The organism is Mucilaginibacter paludis DSM 18603 (assembly GCF_000166195.2).
Lineage (GTDB): Bacteria > Bacteroidota > Bacteroidia > Sphingobacteriales > Sphingobacteriaceae > Mucilaginibacter > Mucilaginibacter paludis.
Genome location: NZ_CM001403.1, coordinates 6,285,450 through 6,301,820, shown reverse-complemented (window position 1 = coordinate 6,301,820; position 16,371 = coordinate 6,285,450). Strand labels below are relative to the sequence as shown.

Below are 16,371 nucleotides of genomic sequence, written 5' to 3'. Positions count from 1 at the left end.
TTGATTACACCGCTGATTAGCGCAGGCCTGAAGGATAAATTTCACAGCCAATACGCCATAGTCAGACCACAAACCTAAAACCGAAATTACTTATTGATTATCTCTCCACTCGTAAACCCAGGCCGACTGTATTTGCTCCAGGTGTCCTTCGGTACTTTCCTCGCGGGTGCCAACAAAGTTGGGTAAGGTAAGTATCCATTCTAACAGGTCGGTAAAACGGATCCTGTATATTTTTGATTCGTCAAAATCATCGCCGAATTTCTCGTAAAGCCCCATGGCAATATCTTCGTGGTCACTCCAATGTATAGGCAGCTCAAATTTATTATCGTTCATGTATTTTTAAATGGTTTGGTTTAGTGACCCATAAACTGGGATTGATCGGGTATGGTAACTTCAATATCACCATCAATCATGATACATTGACAGCCAAGCCTTGAAGTAATGCGTGGGTTTACCGCACGATCAATAAAATCCTCTTCTTTATCTGATATTTCCTGGATGTTATCCATTCCGCGGTTTATATAGATATGGCATGTACTGCAACCACATACCCCACCGCAGTTATGCTGCAATTCTATTCCGTTTTCAAGGCAAACATCTAATACCGATTCTCCTTCGGCAATAGGTAGTTCAAGGGTTTCGTGATCCTTTTCCTCGAAGTTTATTTTTATATTAAAAACGTTCATTAAGTGCAAAAGTAATAAAATAACTTATCGGACTAACCACCATTCCCCATTTTGATAATACTTTGACTTAATACCTCGTAAAGTTGTTGTAAAGGTGGGTGCCGATCTAACAATCCGAGGTGTGCCTTCATTGTTTTTTTATCGTTACGAATAGCCGGCCCTGTTTGTACTTTAACCGGGCTACTCTCCATCACTTTTTGCGCGGTTTCTAAAATCAGGGGTTTTAGCAGGTTAAAATCGAGGCCATTTTCCACCAATAGCACCTGTGCTATGGCATACAGATGATTGGAGAAGTTACAGGCGAAAACGGCTGCAAGATGTAATATTTTTCGCTCGGATGAGTTTACCCTCGAAACATGTTTGCTGATGGTATGCGCCAATTGCTCCAACCGGATGGTTATATCCTCGGTACTGCCCTCTATACAAAGCGGCACTTGCTTAAAATCAAGCTCCCTGGTTTTGCTGAAAGTTTGCAAAGGGTATAAAATGCCAGCCTGTAGATTATACTTTAAAATAACGTCCATAGCCGTTGCTCCGGATGTATGTACAATCAATTTTTGATAAGAGGCCAATTGTTTGGCTATACTTTCAATAGCATCGTCTTTTGCGGCTATGATAAACATATCGGTATCGGCATTAATTTGGGCTATGTGGCTTATGGCTTCGGCTTTTACATGGTAAGCCAGCAAACCCGCATTTTGCTGATTAAGACTATAAACCTGAATAATGTGATGACCGGCGTTTTTCAATGCCGCGGAAAGGTGGGTAGCTACATTGCCCGACCCGATTATAGAAACACGCATATCTTAATATATAGAAGCCTGCTGTACCCCAACATATCAACCGGGTATTTTAAGCCAAACTAAGCGAAGGTACATCTTTTAAAAATCAGATAAGCATCATCTGTACCTTATCAAAATCCAGGATATACATCGCCTACCTTTAAAGATGGAATCTTAGGCACCTCAACGGTAAAGTATTTGTTTTCAGCATCAACAAGTGTCAACACTATAGATTTAGAACTATAGCTTCCAATTCCAAATATTTTAACCGGCTGAGCATGTGATTTAATGGCCTGATTGCTGCTATCAAGAGTACTTTTAGTTGCGGTGCATGCCGATAGAGACAATAGTAAAAAAGGTAAGGCATTTTTCATTCTTTTAAATTAAATTAGGGTGCTATAAATATACGAGAACTTAATTTTTTTTACACATTACGCAAAAATTTAAGTCCACTAAATTTATAGACGAACGCCCAACGAACAACCAGATTATCAAGACTTTGTTTGCCTAAAACCTGCTGATTTTTCAATAAAAATAAAACTATAAAAACAGGCGCTAACCCAATTAAATAAATTAACTATAGCAACATTATTTAATTATAACCTGAAACTATCTTTAGATAAGAACAGCACATTACCCCATTATTATCATTTCCAGTTCCGTAAATGCTTGTTGCTGGCTGGCTTTATCTTCAAACATAAATACATACTTATCAGTACCTGCACTGATAATCAACTCCGGCAACGACTCATCAGAAATATTGCCGAAGTTATTGGCCTTAACTATGTGCCTGGTTTTTACCGAATCTATTTTAGATATCCGGATTAAGGTATCCTGTATCTTTACAAATTGATTTTTTTGTTCTGCATGCATCATCCTACACTTAATAAAACTGAAATTTATTTCGCTGATAACAATTGAGTATTTTTTTATATATTTAAACTCGAGTATCAGTTATTGTAACAAATTAAAAATCTTTTGACTTTTTAATCAATTATAATAATTAATATTTAGCAAAGCCCTATTAATTAGTAACTCTTATCAAGTTTGTTAAATGACATGTAATTTAATGTGACTGGTAACCGATAAAACAACAATGAAAAAAAAACTTGTACTAATTTTATTTCTGTTATTAACAAACACCTTTTATTTATTAGCACATTGCCTCACAACAAAATCCAATACCTTGTACGCAGCACCTTCAAAAAATGTTGTCTATGATGCTAAAATTGATACCACTATTACTCCTAAAACTTCCGAAAAGCCAGAAGATAAAAAATCTGTCGCAAAAGCACTGAAGCTTGCGGCAAAGAAACATAAAGCAGATAGTATTGCGGCTGTAAAAGCGTCATCAAAATCTCGTCCAAAAGCCCGAACGGGCGCTGACTTAGCATCTGGAAATCAAGCAGGCGCTGATACATCTAAAACGGCTTTAAAAAATGATACAACCGTATTATCCCCAAAAGCAAAACTAAAAAGAGAAAAGGAAGCTCAAAAAGAAGCGGCAAAGCTTGAAAAATTGAAGAAGAAAGAAGCTAAAAAAAACGATATATTTAAAATGTCGGAAAAGGACTTAGCCAGATTTATCAGCAATAAAATACATATCGATACTACGATAAAAGATTCTATGGCTGTATCAAAACACAGGGCAATTTCTTACGCTAAAGCAAAACCATTCCCTTTGGTTGACCCCGCTCACCTGAGTATCAAATTTTTCCATCGTTACTGGCGCGACATCGATTTACAGGATCCTAAAAACAAGTCTTTCGCATCACATCATACCGAATTAATTAACGCATTATTGGCGGCAATTAAAAAAAGGGAAATTAAGGCTTACAGTCCCGCTGTTGTAACCACAGTCAATCCAACTGGTGACGCGTTTACAATTCCGCTTTCTTATGATGAGATGATGGTAGGCTTATCCGACACGGCCTTAGTAGATGAATTTGATAAAGATGGTAATAAAATAGGCAGTAAGCAGGTGGCCAACCCCTTTACGCCCGAAAAAATTTGTGGATACCGCATCAAAGAAGATGTATATTATGACAAAACCAGATCCAGAACAATCACCCGCATCATCGGCGTAGCGCCTTTAGTAAAACTTACCTTAAGTAGTGGCGAAGTGCTGAGCGTGCAGCCACTTTGCTGGCTTAAATTTAAGGATTTACGCAACCTGTTGGTTACTATTGATATCGACCCGACTAAAAAAATAGGTGATACCATGGATGATGTTTTTTTACAGCGCCGTTTTTACAGCACCATAGTGAAGGAATCAAACCCTGAAGGCTTAAGAATAAAAGATTACAAGACTGAGGTGGCCGATCAGCAAAATGAGGCTAACAGGATAGAGAAAAAAATTAATAAATTTAAAAAGGGATCGTGGGATTATACCATGCTACAGCAAAGCCTCGTTTCAGAAACAGACAGCAAGTCCACCAAAACCAAAACAACAAAAAAGGTAGAGGTTAAACCGGCTCCTGGCAATTAGGGGTTAACAGCATTTTATCTATTGATACTTCCCGCTGGTATATGAGCCCTAAAATGAAAGGCTCATTTTAATTTAACGCAGTATTAAACAATAGCCTGACTATATAAAAAACACTTTGGCCAAAATCGGTTTTAATAAAAACTCAATGAAGAATAATCAAGCCGGTTTTTTGTTGAACAACGGCTGCCATTGGCAATAATAACAGAGCTCAAGTATTATTCCACACTGTATTAAACCTGACCTTATCACCTGGAGGGCCTCTCTTCTGCCCTGGTTTAACCAGGTGCAATTTAAAAAGTTTGCGGATACAAAACGAGGCCACAATAATCATAATTGTGGCCTCGTTTTGTTGGATCTACCACCGGTTATATTTGCCAGTGTGGTACCTGTTGCGCTATACTGTTTTTAATTCCTTGTTCCTTCTGAATATGGATAGCAGAAAACCAATAACCATGATGATAGTACCGCTCCAAAAGAAGTTGATATATGGAAATTCAATAGCTTTCATTACAATATACGCCTTTTTGCTTTCGGGCTGCTGGTAAACGGTAATCTCAACCTTGTTAATTTTAGGCAATATTTTACTTAGGCGGAGTTTCAACCCCGCATCATCCACCTTTCGGGCAAAGTCAAAACCGCTGCCACCTTTAATCATATATACAGGTTCGCTCTTGTAAGTTTTGCCGTGGGTTGTTACTTCAAGGCTTGCTCCTACCGATACATCATTTTTACCTAAAGGAATATTTTGTACTTGCGCGCCTGCATTAAGTTGCTTCAAAACAATGATACCATCACGGTACCGAATAGTGTCGCCTATGGCAACTTCGTTAATTATAGGCGGGTCATAATTTTTATCGTCGTTGGTTTCGTCGTGCGCGGCGCCTCCTGCCGATTGGTGCAAATCATCTTTAATAGGCGCGGCTGTTACGTGCGTATATAAATCATGAAATAAGTAATGCTTGGTATCGGGTGTAGCCACGAGGCCCATTTTTTCGTTGGCCTGGGCGTTAGGTTTTAAAATAAAATCCTCAGTTACCTTACCGCTGGCATCAAATTGTTTATAATTTACCTTGAAATAGTGGTTTGGCATAGCTATAGAATCGCCTACATAGGTTACTGTATATTTACCCATGGTAACCGGCTCATTTTTATAGAGCATGATATTTTCCCTAACATCTGCAACCTTATCAAACCCAGCCACCTCAACCATGCCACTTTTATTGATGGACACCACCTTACTTGTACCGGCGGCAATAACTGCCCCGATGATTAACAAGCCGAAACCGATATGCGCCACTGCCGAACCGGCCAGTTTAATTTTTCCCTTAAATACCTCTGCCAGTATTTTAGCATTAGCCATTACCGAGTAAACGGCACCCAGGGTAACCAGCATAAATATCCAGTTAGTATGGTAAATACCGGTTACATACACAATAAGCGCCGTAATCAGTATTGCAAAAACAAAATAGGTAATGCTGGTGATAAAAAAGCGAGTAGTATCGGTTTTTTTATATTTTAAAAACTGGCTGAAACCTGCCAGCAAAGTAATTACAAATGCAAAACCGGCCTGGAAAACGTTATAAAACCTGATAGGCTCTATGGGTGGGGCAAGCTTGGTACCAAACATGGCGTTCCATACCGGTATAGACGTTACTACTACCAAGTGGAAGCACGAAAGGCCCAAAAATACCGATCCAACAAACATCCAGAATTCGCGGGAGTAGGTTTCTTCATCCTTTTTACTGATAGGCAGTTCTTTCCAACGCATAGCAACCAACGTAGCGGCCAATGCTAAAAATATCAGCACGTCTACCACTAAATGCCAAAACATCCCCAAATCGGTAAAAGCGTGTACAGATGTTTCGCCTAAAATACCGCTGCGCGTTAAAAAAGAAGCATAGAGCACCAAAACAAAACTAATGAGTACTAAAAAGAGCGACGTAAAATAGGCCTGGCCCGTGTTTTTATAAACAATCAGCACGTGTACTGCCCCTATCAAGGTAAGCCATGGGATAACGGAGGCATTTTCTACAGGATCCCAGGCCCAGAAACCGTTAAAATTAAGCGATTCGTAAGCCCAGAAAGAACCCATGATGATCCCGGTACCTAATACCATTACCGAGAAAAGTGAATAGGTTATAGCTGGTTGTACCCACTCTTTATAGCGTTTGGTCCATAATCCTGCAATAGCATAAGCAAAAGGAATGATCATAGATGCAAAGCCCAAAAACAAAGTAGGTGGGTGAATTACCATCCAATAGTTTTGGAGCAAGGGGTTTAGGCCGTTACCATCTTTAATGTACCCTAAATAATCTGGCCGGCTAAAAATGGGTGCTTGAATGGCTTCGCGAAGCAATATAAAAGGAGAGCTGCCTACACGGGTACCAAACAGCTCCACGCCGATTAGCATAGACGACAGTAGGGTTTGCGATAAGCCAACCACCGTCATCACTGGGTTTTCCCAGGATTTAGCTTTCCATAAAAGCACATTACCTAACACAGCCTGCCAAAAACCCCATAACCAGAAACTTCCCTCCTGCCCTTCCCAATAACTCGATATGATATAATATACGGGTAACGTGCGTGAGGAATGCGCCCAGGCATAATGGTACTCAAAAAAATTATTGTAGATAATGTAAAACAAGCAAGCCCCAATGCCCACTACCGAAACGGAATTGGCTATAAAACCAATACGCCCCATGTTATGCCAGCGCCTGTCGAGCTGGTTTTGGTTTACGGTAGCAAAATAATAGCTGATGGTTGAAAACAGCGCAGAGCCGAACGCAAGTATGATAAAAAACTGACCCAGATGGCCGGGTGCAAGGTGTTCACCTTTAAAAGCTATATCCATTAATATTAAATAGCGGCTTGTTTAGCCTTAAATTCCGTAACCTCAACCTTATCCTGCGTGTATTTGGATGGGCATTTCATTAAAATTTTTGATGCATGAAACTCATCACCGTTCATTTGTCCGGTTAGTACGATTTGCTCCGAACGTTCAAAATCCTGTGGCTTAGTACCGGTAAATACCACCTTGCACTCCTGCCCTTTACTATCCTTCATATAAAACGAAAAATAGTTGGCATCCTTTACCGGATCATAAAATAATGCTTTTTGCTTATCAAGATGCCCAACCACGTGCAACTCGCTTTTAGTATCGGCAGCCTCTTTAAATGTACCATAAGTACTTGAACTTGAATAAGTACCTATAATAACAGCTATTGCAACTGCTATTACAACCATTCCAAATATTGAACCTTTTTTCATCAGCTTAATTTATCATTTACTGGTAACTAACCTGTTAAGCGCCTGCCGTAATTAAACTTCAGGCAGTAACTCATCAAGGTTTCGTTAAATTATTCCTGTTATTGAACTTCGGACTGCAAAAATACAAAACATCAAGGGAATAACGTTTTTTGCAAAGTTTATATTCTATTTAGAAATATTCTAAATAACCACCATCGGCCAGTCAACGATAAATAGACATAAACGAGCAGGCCATACGGTATTCATCTGCGGTGCAGATGGTGTTACAATAGCCACTGTCCATTATTCGCGCAATAAAATTTACCGAAAACACAACGACCTAATACAAGCAAAAAGAGCCATTGCAATGCACGCAATGGCTCTTCAATATCCATTAAAATTTTGAAATAAAATACCGGCGTCCGAAATTCAATTTACGGCCAAACACCCAGATTTTGGTACGATACCGCAATTTTATTAATAGCGCCCACAAAAGCGGCTATCCGTTGCGTTTCTATTTTAGGATTACCTTTAAATGTTTCGCGGATCTCGTGGTATGATCGGATCATGGTATCTTCCAGCCCCGAATTGACCAATTCCAGCTCGGATGCTCCCTTAATAATGCTTGACCGTTGCAACGGAGACAACGCTATACCGGTTATTCCTTCTACCATGTTAACCAGGTTTAAATTCGAATTTTCTTCAAACCGGCGGTTCATTCTGCCAAACGCCACATGCGATAGGTTTTTTAACCATTCGAAGTATGATACCGTTACACCGCCTGCATTGGCGTACATATCCGGGATAATGATGCCGCCGTTTTGATAAAACATCGTTTCTGCGCCAGGGGTAGTTGGCCCGTTAGCGCCTTCGGCTATAATTTTAGCCTTGATATTTTTAACGTTCTCTCCCGTGATCTGGTTTTCTAAAGCTGCCGGAACCAGGATATCGCAAGGTTGCTCCAGGCCCTCCAGCGAATTTCTGAATTCCTTTTTGGCTCCCGGGTAGCCTAAAATTGATCCTGTTTCTTTACGGTGTAAAAATACGGCTTCAATATCCAGCCCGGCTTCGTTGTAAATGGCTCCTTCGTATTCGCACAGGCCAACTATAATAGCACCAAACTCAGATAAAAATTTAGCCGAATGATAACCAACGTTACCAAGCCCCTGTACAATAACACGCTTACCTGATATACCGGTGGTTAAACCCAATTTCTGCATATCCTCGGCAACACTAACACACTCGCGGATAGCAATGGCTACACCGCGGCCTGTAGCTTCGCGGCGGCCGGCAATGCCATGCAGCGCAATAGGCTTACCTGTAACGGCACCCAGCGCATCCAACTGCCCCGGGTTCATCGTGGCATAGGTATCGGCTATCCAACTCATCTCGCGCTCTCCCGAACCGTAGTCGGGCGCGGGCACATCAATACTGGGGCCAATAAAATTCTTTTTAATTAACTCCACTGTATAGCGGCGGGTGATATTTTCAAGTTCGCCAACAGTGTAATTTTTCGGATTGATTTTGATACCGCCCTTAGCACCGCCAAAAGGGACGTTAACAATAGCGCATTTGTAAGTCATGAGGGCGGCCAAAGCCATTACCTCATCTTCGTTAACCATTTCGCTGTAGCGGATACCACCTTTGGTAGGTGATTGGTGATGTGAGTGCTCTACGCGCCATGCATCAATTACTTCAAAGCCATTACCTTTACGGATTGGAAAGCGAAAACGATAAACGCTGTTACATGATTTAATCTGATCAAGCAAGCCGGCATCGTGTTTGGTGAATTGCGCTGCGTGATCAAAATTTTCGCATACATCGCCAAAAAAATGATCGGCCTGATTAGCAACTATCTTACTATTAGACATAAATTAGAGGGTTGAATAAATAACTGGTTCCTTTAAAAAGTTGACAAAGGTGCAGCAATTTATATGAATTGTGCAAATGAAAACTTAGTTAGTGTAACCACTACACGCTTAACACAGCAAACAAATCAATGTTTAAACAACATAGGAATATTTTTTGAACCGATCCCGAAGAGTGTCTTATTTTTCGGCAATGCTAAAAAAGACAATCAAATTACCCGAGATCGTTCTTTTCGATCTTTTTCAACCTTCTGTCGATTGAAAAAAGGTAAACTGCCAGCCCTATAAATATAATGCAGATAACAGAAATTACGACATATATTTTACCGGAACTACGCATAGCATCAGCCATTTCCACACCTTTGTTATCCTGGGCGAAAACAGTGGCTGTAGTTAATAACGATAGTATTAAAAATAAAAACTTCTTCATCAATCTATAGGTTCTTTTTATATTCAATTAAACGGATACGATAGCGTATGGTTGCTATCCACAGAGCCAAAAAACTCCAGCCTAACAATGCAGGATAAAAGGCGATTTTCATGCCGTTATCAAGGTCGTATTTCCCAAATGCGGGGTTACCGCCGCTTCCCGGATGCAACGAATCTGTCATTCTCGGTAGTATGAAAATCAAAACGATCATGATCGGGAAAGCAAAAATGTTATATACTGCGGATATCTTGGCCCGCTTTTGCTCCTCATCAATAGAATTACGCAGAACCAGGTACGCACAATACAATAAAAACGCAATAGCCGCGCTGTTCTGCTTGGGGTCTCCGCTCCAAAATTCGCCCCAGGTATATTTGGCCCATAACATGCCCGTTAGTAAGCCCAAAGTGTAAAATAACAAACCGGTGTTTACACATTCAACACTGGCCAGGTCATACTCTTCCTTTCCGGATGCTAAATATTTTACGCTGTAAAAAACAGATATGCTAAAAACCGTGAGCATCCCCATCCACATCGGTACGTGGAAGTATAAATTCCTTATTGTTTCATGAATTATCGGCAGCCTTGGCACATTAAACAGTAAACCGGTAACAAATGTAGACAGCACTAAAATAACGGCTATCACCTTCCACCACGTTTGATAAATAAATTTCATGATTTTGATATAATGGGCAAAGGTAGCACAATCGTACAAAATGGAGCAGGGGAAAATGATATTTGATGGAACATAAGCCCAGGGTAATATTGAAGATGAATTATAAAGCCGGCCACCTTTAATCCAAAATGCATACATAGAAAAAAAACGAAGAGCTGTATGTTGCCTTGTCTGACAGATCTTAATCTAATTCATCCTACGGTCCGGGAACGTAATCAACGGGCAATTGCTCAGCCACCCTATCTTTAGACCAGGTACCTTCGTAGAGGGTGGCGTGTGGAGAGATCACTACACCATTAAGATCAAATAATGCATAAGGTTTATACAGCGTGATAACACTGGTAGCAAAGTTTTCCATTTCGAGCGGGCGGTATACATCGTTAAAATGGTCCTCGTCGCGTTTTTTGGTATACACAACATACAGATAATCAGGGAAGGTAATGGCAAATATACCAGGCTGCTCGGTGCGCCTCAAAATATCTTCGATCTTCATCGGTTGGCGTATCAGTGTTTCATTATATCTGCGCAAATGCGATAATGCCTGCCAATGCTCAACCGAGTCGCGATTTTGCTGAGCGTAAAATTTATCCAGCTTTTGCTGAATCACAATTTGGGGCGGCCGTTCGGGGTTGGGCTTACGCACAAGTTGCCTGATCACAAAGCCCTGCTGATCCATATCGCCATGAATTAACGACCGCATAAAGTGCATACTTGAGCCATAATACACTTCCTCACGTTTTTTGCGCCAGCGGGCTAACTGCGCCTTACTGCCTTTCAATTCTTCATAAAGCACTTTACCCTCATACGATATCATATAATTCACCTCGTCGCTTTTAAATTCGTTGATGAGGTATCTCACGCGGTATCCCAGGGCCTTGTTATCAATAATTAAAAAGTCATCGGAGTGCCCCTCCAATACCTTTTCAAATTTATGGTATACCAAATCTATCCCTTTGGGGTTAATTACCTTACACAGTTTGGCGTTTGGCGATTCGCCTACAAAAGCTTTACAAAACTTGTCGAAATTTTCTTTAGAGAATTTATGCGATACGATAGACACCTCCTCCATCGCATTATTTTTAAGATGCATCTCGATGTTCAACTGCAAGGTGGTTCCGGTAACCATAATGGTTTGGTAATAGGTATCGTAACCAACATAGGTAACCACCAACTCATACTGGCCCGGTTTAACATTTTGAAGCTTGAACGTACCATCGGCAGCGGTGGCTGTGCCAAAAGTTGCGTTACTTAAAAAAACACTGGCATTGCCTAACGGAATCTGTATATCGGCGCTGCTAACCTTACCTATGATTGTTCCGTTCTGGCCCATAACTGCGGCCGGGAATATCATTCCTATAAGCAAATAAAGTAAAAATCGCATTTATAAAATTAACAGTAAAAATCAATTAGAGATAATTGCATCTGTAACAAATTAAATAGCATTTTATTGTATCAATCGCGCCACAAAAAAGGAAATAATAACAACGATGCTGCAATTACAATAATGTTGATAGCTAACAGTACCCCCATGTCCTGGTAGCTTAAACTGCGGTCTAAGCCATCCATGGCTCGCTTGCTCGTCCGGATGAGCAACAAAATAACGGGTATAATTACCGGAAAGCTTAATATGGCCATTAAGGTACCGTTATTTCCGGCTTTTGAGGCTATGGCTGATATCATGGTGAATACCGTTGAAAAACTAATGCTGCCCAGCAGTACCATCAAAAAATAATATACATTATCGGTTGCAGGGTTTTTAAAAAACACACTGTATATTATTAAAGCCAATGTACTTAATAAAGCCATCAATAATATATTGTAAATTATTTTGGACAGGATGATTGCCTGCGGCCCTGCTATAGTATAATAGTATAATAAACGGCCTTTGCTCTCTTGCAAAAAACTCTTTGCGATAGCATTTACCGAGGCAAACAGAATAATGATCCAGAATAAAATATTCCATACCAATGAATAACCTTGGGATCCACTAAAACCAGGATTGAGGTTAAAAGCCATATAACACACAAATACGGTTGAAATAACGTACAACAGCACACCATTGAAAGCGTATTTTGAGCGCCACTCCAATAAAATTTCTTTTTTTAAAAGTTCTTGTGTTTGTTTAATTAAATCCATCCGGGGGCAAATATACGATATACCATGTTGAGCCCATGATGCCGATTTGTAATATATTAAAAATCAAAGCCGCATTAATTTAACAATGGTATAATTGTTGTTTAACCATCTACATAAAACCATTAAGCTATGAAAGCCACTGATCATGTAGCAAGTTATTGCTTTAACAGAGATTGCTCTAATTCTATTTATAGATATCAAACTACGGCTATAACTTATTTAACACTTGAAAAAACATTGATTGAAGAAATCAGGTGCTCTAAATGTGGTTCTATCCTAAAGTCTAAAATAGATCTCGAAATTGAAGAACAGCTACGCGAACTATTGCCTAACGCTTCATAAAACACGCTAAAATATTTTCTCCTACTACTATTCGACTTCCAGATAAAAAACGCGAAACTGACTTTTCAACAAGCTGTTTGGGTTCGGCTCAAACATATAGGTTGCGGCAAACCATTAGCTATACGCAATTATTGTAGCAGATGAAAAACAGCTGGCTATTAATGTGGTTGCCTTAGCGAACTAAAAAAACAGCTTATGGATTGCGGCAGTATGATGCCAGCACGTTATTGGCATTAATGGTATTTAAAGGGCTATGACAGCTTGTAGGCAAATCATAGTACCTGAACACGAGGCAAAAACGGCGACCCCATACACAAACCAGGCTTCTTTGTTAACTCCGCTCTACCAGCTCAACCTTTAGTAATTTTTGAATTTTCTGATGCAATTCCTTCGCCTGGAAGGGCTTCGCTAACACATCGTTCATGCCTGCGGATATTGCCTGCTGCTGTTCATGATCAAATGAAGCAGCCGACAATGAAATAATAGGCACGCTACGTTTCGGCTCATCAAAATCCATGCGGATTGTTTTGGCTGTTTCGTAACCATTCATTTCTGGCATATGAGTATCCATTAGTATCAGGCTAAAATCCATTTCCTTAAAAATCTCTATGGCTTTCCTTCCGTTATCTACAACTTCAATGGCAATTTTCCAGTCCTTCAACATCTTGGATAACAGATATTGATTGACCACATTATCTTCAACTACTAATACCCGTAAATCAACAAACGAAGGCAAATCGTTAAGTTTGGGCTTCTCGGGTACTTTCTCCGCCACTTCTTCTGTGGCTAACGCAAACCAATTGGTAAAATTAAATATACTTCCTTTACCAATTTGGCTGCTAACCGTTAACTCGCCCCCTTTTAACTCCACCAGTTTTTTTACAATAGCTAATCCTAAACCGGTACCTCCATATTTATTGCTGGTATCATCCTCTGCCTGTTCAAACGAATCGAATATTTTATTTAAATTTTCGGATGATATACCAATGCCGGTATCCTCCACACTAAATTTAAGCTTTACTCTGTCGACATCCTGCTGTACCACACTTACGGTTAATTTAACATATCCCCTATCTGTAAATTTAATGGCGTTGCTTAAAAGGTTCATCATGATCTGGTTAATCCTGAGAGAATCGACCATAACATTTGAGGGCACGTTCGGGGCAATATCGAGCAACAACTCTACATCCTTTTCGTCGGTTTTAAATTTCAGCAAATCGTAAACTGATCTTACAATATGGTGGATATTGCCTTGCTTGCGTATAATATTAAATTTTCCGGCTTCAATTTTTGAAATATCCAGTACATCGTTAATCACACCCAATAATGATTGTGAAGATGAACCGAGCAAATCGATCATATTCTTTTGCTGGCTATCAAGCTGCGTATTTTTAAGTAAAGCGGTTATGCCCAAAATGCCATTAACCGGAGTGCGCAACTCATGGCTCATATTAGCCAAAAACGTTTCCTTTACTTTTTTGCCATATTCTGCTAATTCCTTCGATTTAATGAGCTCTTCCATATAGCTTTTAATCGGCGAAATATCGCTGATGTTTAAGAATATGATTTTGTTGCGGTACGACGCCCGGCACTCTACCCATGTTTGGCGTTTATCAAAGGTTTCAAACCGACATTCAAAAACAGAAAAAAACAGGTTTTCCTTAATTATTTCGTCAATTTTCCTTTTAAAGTTGAGTTGCTCATCCTCAAAGGCAAGGCTCAGGATACTTTTGCCTTTTAATTCATCAGGCCGGTGATTTAAAATTTTCTCAACCGCCGGATTTATAGTTAATATCCTTAAATTCTGCGCATCCACACTACAAATAATATCGGCCGAGTTTCTAATCACCAGTGCGTAGTTTTCAAGCTCTTCGTTTTTCTTTTTGATCTCCATCTGGCTACGCGACAACTGGATAAAAGAATCAACCTTGGCTGATGTGATATAAGGATCAAGTGGTTTATACAAGTAATCAACCGCACCGGCTGTAAACCCCTTAACGGCGTACTTTGATTCTTTGGATATAGCGGTAACAAAAATAATCAGGATATCCTTGGTACGCGGATTAGACTTCAGCATACTGGCAAACTCAAAACCATCCATTTCTGGCATTTGCACATCCACAAGAGCAATGGATATCTGATTTTCCCATGCAATTTTAAGTGCCTCATTTGGCGAAGTTGTAGATAGCAGCCTGATATCACTGCGCTCTATTAAAGCCTCCAGAGCAATGATATTTTCTTCTTTATCGTCAACAATAAGTATATTGATTGGCGCCATATTTTAAGAATTTTGAGTTGTTATAGCGTAACTGTCTCTCATGGATTGTAGTATCTGATTAAATGTTAAAACAAACTCGCCTGCATTAATATCTATCGCCGCCTTTGGCATAATAGCCATTTCGGCGTCATCAGGGCGCTGTACAATTGTAAGAGCCCCTTTTTTGCGTAATTTTAATAACCCCCTGGCCCCGTCCTGGTTAGCCCCCGAAAATAATATTGCCGCACATCTGTTTCCAAAAACATCAGCGGCACTTTCAAAAGTAACATCAATTGAGGGTTTTGAATACCACACATGTTCTGATACATCCAAGGCAAAAGCCTCATCCTTTTCAAACAGTGTATGATAGTTTGCAGGAGCTATATAAACCTGGCCACCCGCTATTTTATCCTTATCCGAAATTTCACTCACCAATATACGGCAATTATCGCCAAATAGATTTTCGATATCACTAAAATTATTTTTCCCCCGGTGTATAACTACAATCACCGCCTTGGCATAAGTTTCGGGAAGCGATTTAACAATACGGAAAATTGGATCGAACGCGCCTGCCGAACCACTTAACAGAACTATATCTGCTGTATGCAGGCGATTCGCCACAAGCTTTAAGACATTGTTATCCAACTTTTTGGTAAATATTTTCGCGCGAATTTACAACCTTTAACCGTTTTCTGTAGTACTCCGACCGAATAGTTTCTTTTGAACCCAGGCATAAAAAGCCCAGGTTACAAAGGCTATTGTAAAATATCTCCAAAATTTTATCCTGTAGTGCTGAATCAAAGTAAATAAAAACATTCCGGCAGCAAATCATCTGGAACTCGTTAAATACATGATCAGATATCAGGTTATGTACCGAAAACAAAGTGTTCTTTTTCAGTTCGCTGTGAATGGTGGCGGCATCATACATAATGGTAAAATGATCTGTTAAAGTGCCTGGCATAGCCGCCTGCTTGTAATTTTCGGCATAACTTTTAATGCTCCGTAAACTATAAATACCTTTTTTTGCCTGGCTTAGCATCTCGGCATTGATATCGGTACCGTATATAAAACATTTCTCTTTTAAGCCGGCCTCCTTCATTAATATGGCAAGGGAATACGCCTCTTCGCCGGATGAGCAACCCGCGCTCCATACTTTAATATGCTGAAAAGTGGCCAGGTAAGGTAAAACCTGGTTATTTAGCGCTTTGTAAAAAGTTGGATCGCGAAACATCTCGGTAACGTTAACCGTGATCTCGTCCAAAAACTCCTGGAAAAACGAAGGCGTATTAACCAACATGTTTTTAAGCTCCCAAAAAGGAATTTTTTTAAGCTGGATTATACGCAGCACCCTGCGCTTTAAAGAGGCCTTGGTATAATGCGTAAAATCAAACCCATGAACCTGCTTTATCAAATGGATCAATTCATCCAATTCGGATAAAGAAATATCATCTTGTATATTCATC

The 16,371-nt window shown here is 39.9% G+C and carries 17 protein-coding genes; 2 read left to right on the top strand and 15 right to left on the bottom strand.

The features are described from left to right. Window positions 1–90 precede the first annotated feature (90 nt). The 5 genes from iscX to MUCPA_RS26400 form a co-directional block, all read right to left on the bottom strand. Window positions 91–333 carry a Fe-S cluster assembly protein IscX gene (gene iscX, locus MUCPA_RS26420; protein WP_008510595.1) on the bottom strand — a complete coding sequence of 81 codons (243 nt, stop codon included), beginning with the start codon at window positions 331–333 and terminating at the stop codon, window positions 91–93. A gap of 20 nt (window positions 334–353) precedes the next feature. Next, entirely contained in the window at window positions 354–686 is a 333-nt protein-coding gene (locus tag MUCPA_RS26415; protein ID WP_008510592.1) for a 2Fe-2S iron-sulfur cluster-binding protein, read from the bottom strand. Window positions 687–718: 32 nt separating this feature from the next. After that, window positions 719–1,489, bottom strand: coding sequence for a Rossmann-like and DUF2520 domain-containing protein (locus MUCPA_RS26410; RefSeq protein WP_008510590.1), 771 nt, complete (start codon window positions 1,487–1,489; stop codon window positions 719–721). 110 nt (window positions 1,490–1,599) lie between these two features. After that, the gene (locus MUCPA_RS26405) at window positions 1,600–1,842 is read right to left on the bottom strand and encodes a hypothetical protein (RefSeq protein ID WP_008510589.1); all 243 of its coding nucleotides are present in this window, start codon (window positions 1,840–1,842) and stop codon (window positions 1,600–1,602) included. 259 nt (window positions 1,843–2,101) lie between these two features. Then, entirely contained in the window at window positions 2,102–2,344 is a 243-nt protein-coding gene (locus MUCPA_RS26400; protein WP_008510587.1) for a hypothetical protein, read from the bottom strand. Between the two features lie 220 nt (window positions 2,345–2,564). Between MUCPA_RS26400 and porN the strand changes: the two genes are divergently transcribed. Further along, window positions 2,565–3,956 carry a type IX secretion system ring subunit PorN/GldN gene (porN, locus tag MUCPA_RS36425; RefSeq protein ID WP_008510586.1) on the top strand — a complete coding sequence of 464 codons (1,392 nt, stop codon included), beginning with the start codon at window positions 2,565–2,567 and terminating at the stop codon, window positions 3,954–3,956. 394 nt (window positions 3,957–4,350) lie between these two features. On the opposite strand, the gene ccsA (MUCPA_RS26390) is transcribed toward porN, so the two are convergent. The 7 genes from ccsA (MUCPA_RS26390) to MUCPA_RS26360 form a co-directional block, all read right to left on the bottom strand. Then, entirely contained in the window at window positions 4,351–6,807 is a 2,457-nt protein-coding gene (gene ccsA / locus MUCPA_RS26390) for a cytochrome c biogenesis protein CcsA (protein ID WP_008510584.1), read from the bottom strand. Window positions 6,808–6,812: 5 nt separating this feature from the next. Further along, window positions 6,813–7,223, bottom strand: a complete 411-nt coding sequence (locus tag MUCPA_RS26385; protein ID WP_008510582.1) for a cytochrome c maturation protein CcmE domain-containing protein — start codon at window positions 7,221–7,223, stop codon at window positions 6,813–6,815. A 413-nt stretch (window positions 7,224–7,636) separates the two neighbouring features. Beyond that, window positions 7,637–9,073, bottom strand: coding sequence for a Glu/Leu/Phe/Val family dehydrogenase (locus tag MUCPA_RS26380; RefSeq protein ID WP_008510581.1), 1,437 nt, complete (start codon window positions 9,071–9,073; stop codon window positions 7,637–7,639). Window positions 9,074–9,284: 211 nt separating this feature from the next. Next, a complete protein-coding gene (locus MUCPA_RS26375) occupies window positions 9,285–9,500 on the bottom strand; it encodes a CcmD family protein (protein ID WP_008510580.1) in 216 nt (71 codons plus the stop codon). A 4-nt stretch (window positions 9,501–9,504) separates the two neighbouring features. Then, a complete protein-coding gene (ccsA, locus tag MUCPA_RS26370; protein ID WP_008510578.1) occupies window positions 9,505–10,173 on the bottom strand; it encodes a cytochrome c biogenesis protein CcsA in 669 nt (222 codons plus the stop codon). Between the two features lie 196 nt (window positions 10,174–10,369). After that, window positions 10,370–11,554 carry a carboxypeptidase-like regulatory domain-containing protein gene (locus tag MUCPA_RS26365; protein ID WP_008510576.1) on the bottom strand — a complete coding sequence of 395 codons (1,185 nt, stop codon included), beginning with the start codon at window positions 11,552–11,554 and terminating at the stop codon, window positions 10,370–10,372. 71 nt (window positions 11,555–11,625) lie between these two features. Next, window positions 11,626–12,309, bottom strand: coding sequence for a heme exporter protein CcmB (locus MUCPA_RS26360; RefSeq protein ID WP_008510575.1), 684 nt, complete (start codon window positions 12,307–12,309; stop codon window positions 11,626–11,628). A 129-nt stretch (window positions 12,310–12,438) separates the two neighbouring features. Here MUCPA_RS26360 and MUCPA_RS38380 point away from each other — a divergent pair, with 129 nt between their 5' ends. Beyond that, complete coding sequence (locus MUCPA_RS38380) at window positions 12,439–12,651, top strand: hypothetical protein (protein ID WP_008510574.1); 213 nt, start codon at window positions 12,439–12,441, stop codon at window positions 12,649–12,651. A gap of 331 nt (window positions 12,652–12,982) precedes the next feature. Here MUCPA_RS38380 and MUCPA_RS26355 read toward each other — a convergent pair whose 3' ends face one another. From MUCPA_RS26355 to MUCPA_RS26345, 3 genes are read right to left on the bottom strand one after another with little or no spacing between them, the layout of a single operon-like run. After that, window positions 12,983–14,929 (bottom strand): hybrid sensor histidine kinase/response regulator, encoded by a 1,947-nt coding sequence (locus tag MUCPA_RS26355; protein WP_008510573.1) that lies wholly within the window; start codon window positions 14,927–14,929, stop codon window positions 12,983–12,985. Window positions 14,930–14,932: 3 nt separating this feature from the next. Next, entirely contained in the window at window positions 14,933–15,553 is a 621-nt protein-coding gene (locus MUCPA_RS26350) for a chemotaxis protein CheB (RefSeq protein WP_050982162.1), read from the bottom strand. Continuing rightward, on the bottom strand, window positions 15,546–16,370 hold the full coding sequence (locus MUCPA_RS26345; protein ID WP_008510569.1) for a CheR family methyltransferase: 825 nt from the start codon (window positions 16,368–16,370) through the stop codon (window positions 15,546–15,548). The genes MUCPA_RS26350 and MUCPA_RS26345 overlap by 8 nt, the downstream gene beginning before the upstream one ends. Window position 16,371 lies beyond the last annotated feature (1 nt).

What these genes read in the sequence shown, in the direction of transcription:
- MUCPA_RS26410 (WP_008510590.1), bottom strand. Translation starts at nt 1,489, where the DNA reads ATGCGTGTTTCTATAATCGGGTCGGGCAATGTAGCTACCCACCTTTCC.
- MUCPA_RS26345 (WP_008510569.1), bottom strand. Translation starts at nt 16,370, where the DNA reads ATGAATATACAAGATGATATTTCTTTATCCGAATTGGATGAATTGATC.
- MUCPA_RS26400 (WP_008510587.1), bottom strand. Translation starts at nt 2,344, where the DNA reads ATGATGCATGCAGAACAAAAAAATCAATTTGTAAAGATACAGGATACC.
- ccsA (WP_008510578.1), bottom strand. Translation starts at nt 10,173, where the DNA reads ATGAAATTTATTTATCAAACGTGGTGGAAGGTGATAGCCGTTATTTTA.
- iscX (WP_008510595.1), bottom strand. Translation starts at nt 333, where the DNA reads ATGAACGATAATAAATTTGAGCTGCCTATACATTGGAGTGACCACGAA.
- MUCPA_RS26355 (WP_008510573.1), bottom strand. Translation starts at nt 14,929, where the DNA reads ATGGCGCCAATCAATATACTTATTGTTGACGATAAAGAAGAAAATATC.
- MUCPA_RS38380 (WP_008510574.1), top strand. Translation starts at nt 12,439, where the DNA reads ATGAAAGCCACTGATCATGTAGCAAGTTATTGCTTTAACAGAGATTGC.
- MUCPA_RS26380 (WP_008510581.1), bottom strand. Translation starts at nt 9,073, where the DNA reads ATGTCTAATAGTAAGATAGTTGCTAATCAGGCCGATCATTTTTTTGGC.
- MUCPA_RS26415 (WP_008510592.1), bottom strand. Translation starts at nt 686, where the DNA reads ATGAACGTTTTTAATATAAAAATAAACTTCGAGGAAAAGGATCACGAA.
- MUCPA_RS26360 (WP_008510575.1), bottom strand. Translation starts at nt 12,309, where the DNA reads ATGGATTTAATTAAACAAACACAAGAACTTTTAAAAAAAGAAATTTTA.
- MUCPA_RS26385 (WP_008510582.1), bottom strand. Translation starts at nt 7,223, where the DNA reads ATGAAAAAAGGTTCAATATTTGGAATGGTTGTAATAGCAGTTGCAATA.
- porN (WP_008510586.1), top strand. Translation starts at nt 2,565, where the DNA reads ATGAAAAAAAAACTTGTACTAATTTTATTTCTGTTATTAACAAACACC.
- ccsA (WP_008510584.1), bottom strand. Translation starts at nt 6,807, where the DNA reads ATGGATATAGCTTTTAAAGGTGAACACCTTGCACCCGGCCATCTGGGT.
- MUCPA_RS26405 (WP_008510589.1), bottom strand. Translation starts at nt 1,842, where the DNA reads ATGAAAAATGCCTTACCTTTTTTACTATTGTCTCTATCGGCATGCACC.
- MUCPA_RS26375 (WP_008510580.1), bottom strand. Translation starts at nt 9,500, where the DNA reads ATGAAGAAGTTTTTATTTTTAATACTATCGTTATTAACTACAGCCACT.
- MUCPA_RS26365 (WP_008510576.1), bottom strand. Translation starts at nt 11,554, where the DNA reads ATGCGATTTTTACTTTATTTGCTTATAGGAATGATATTCCCGGCCGCA.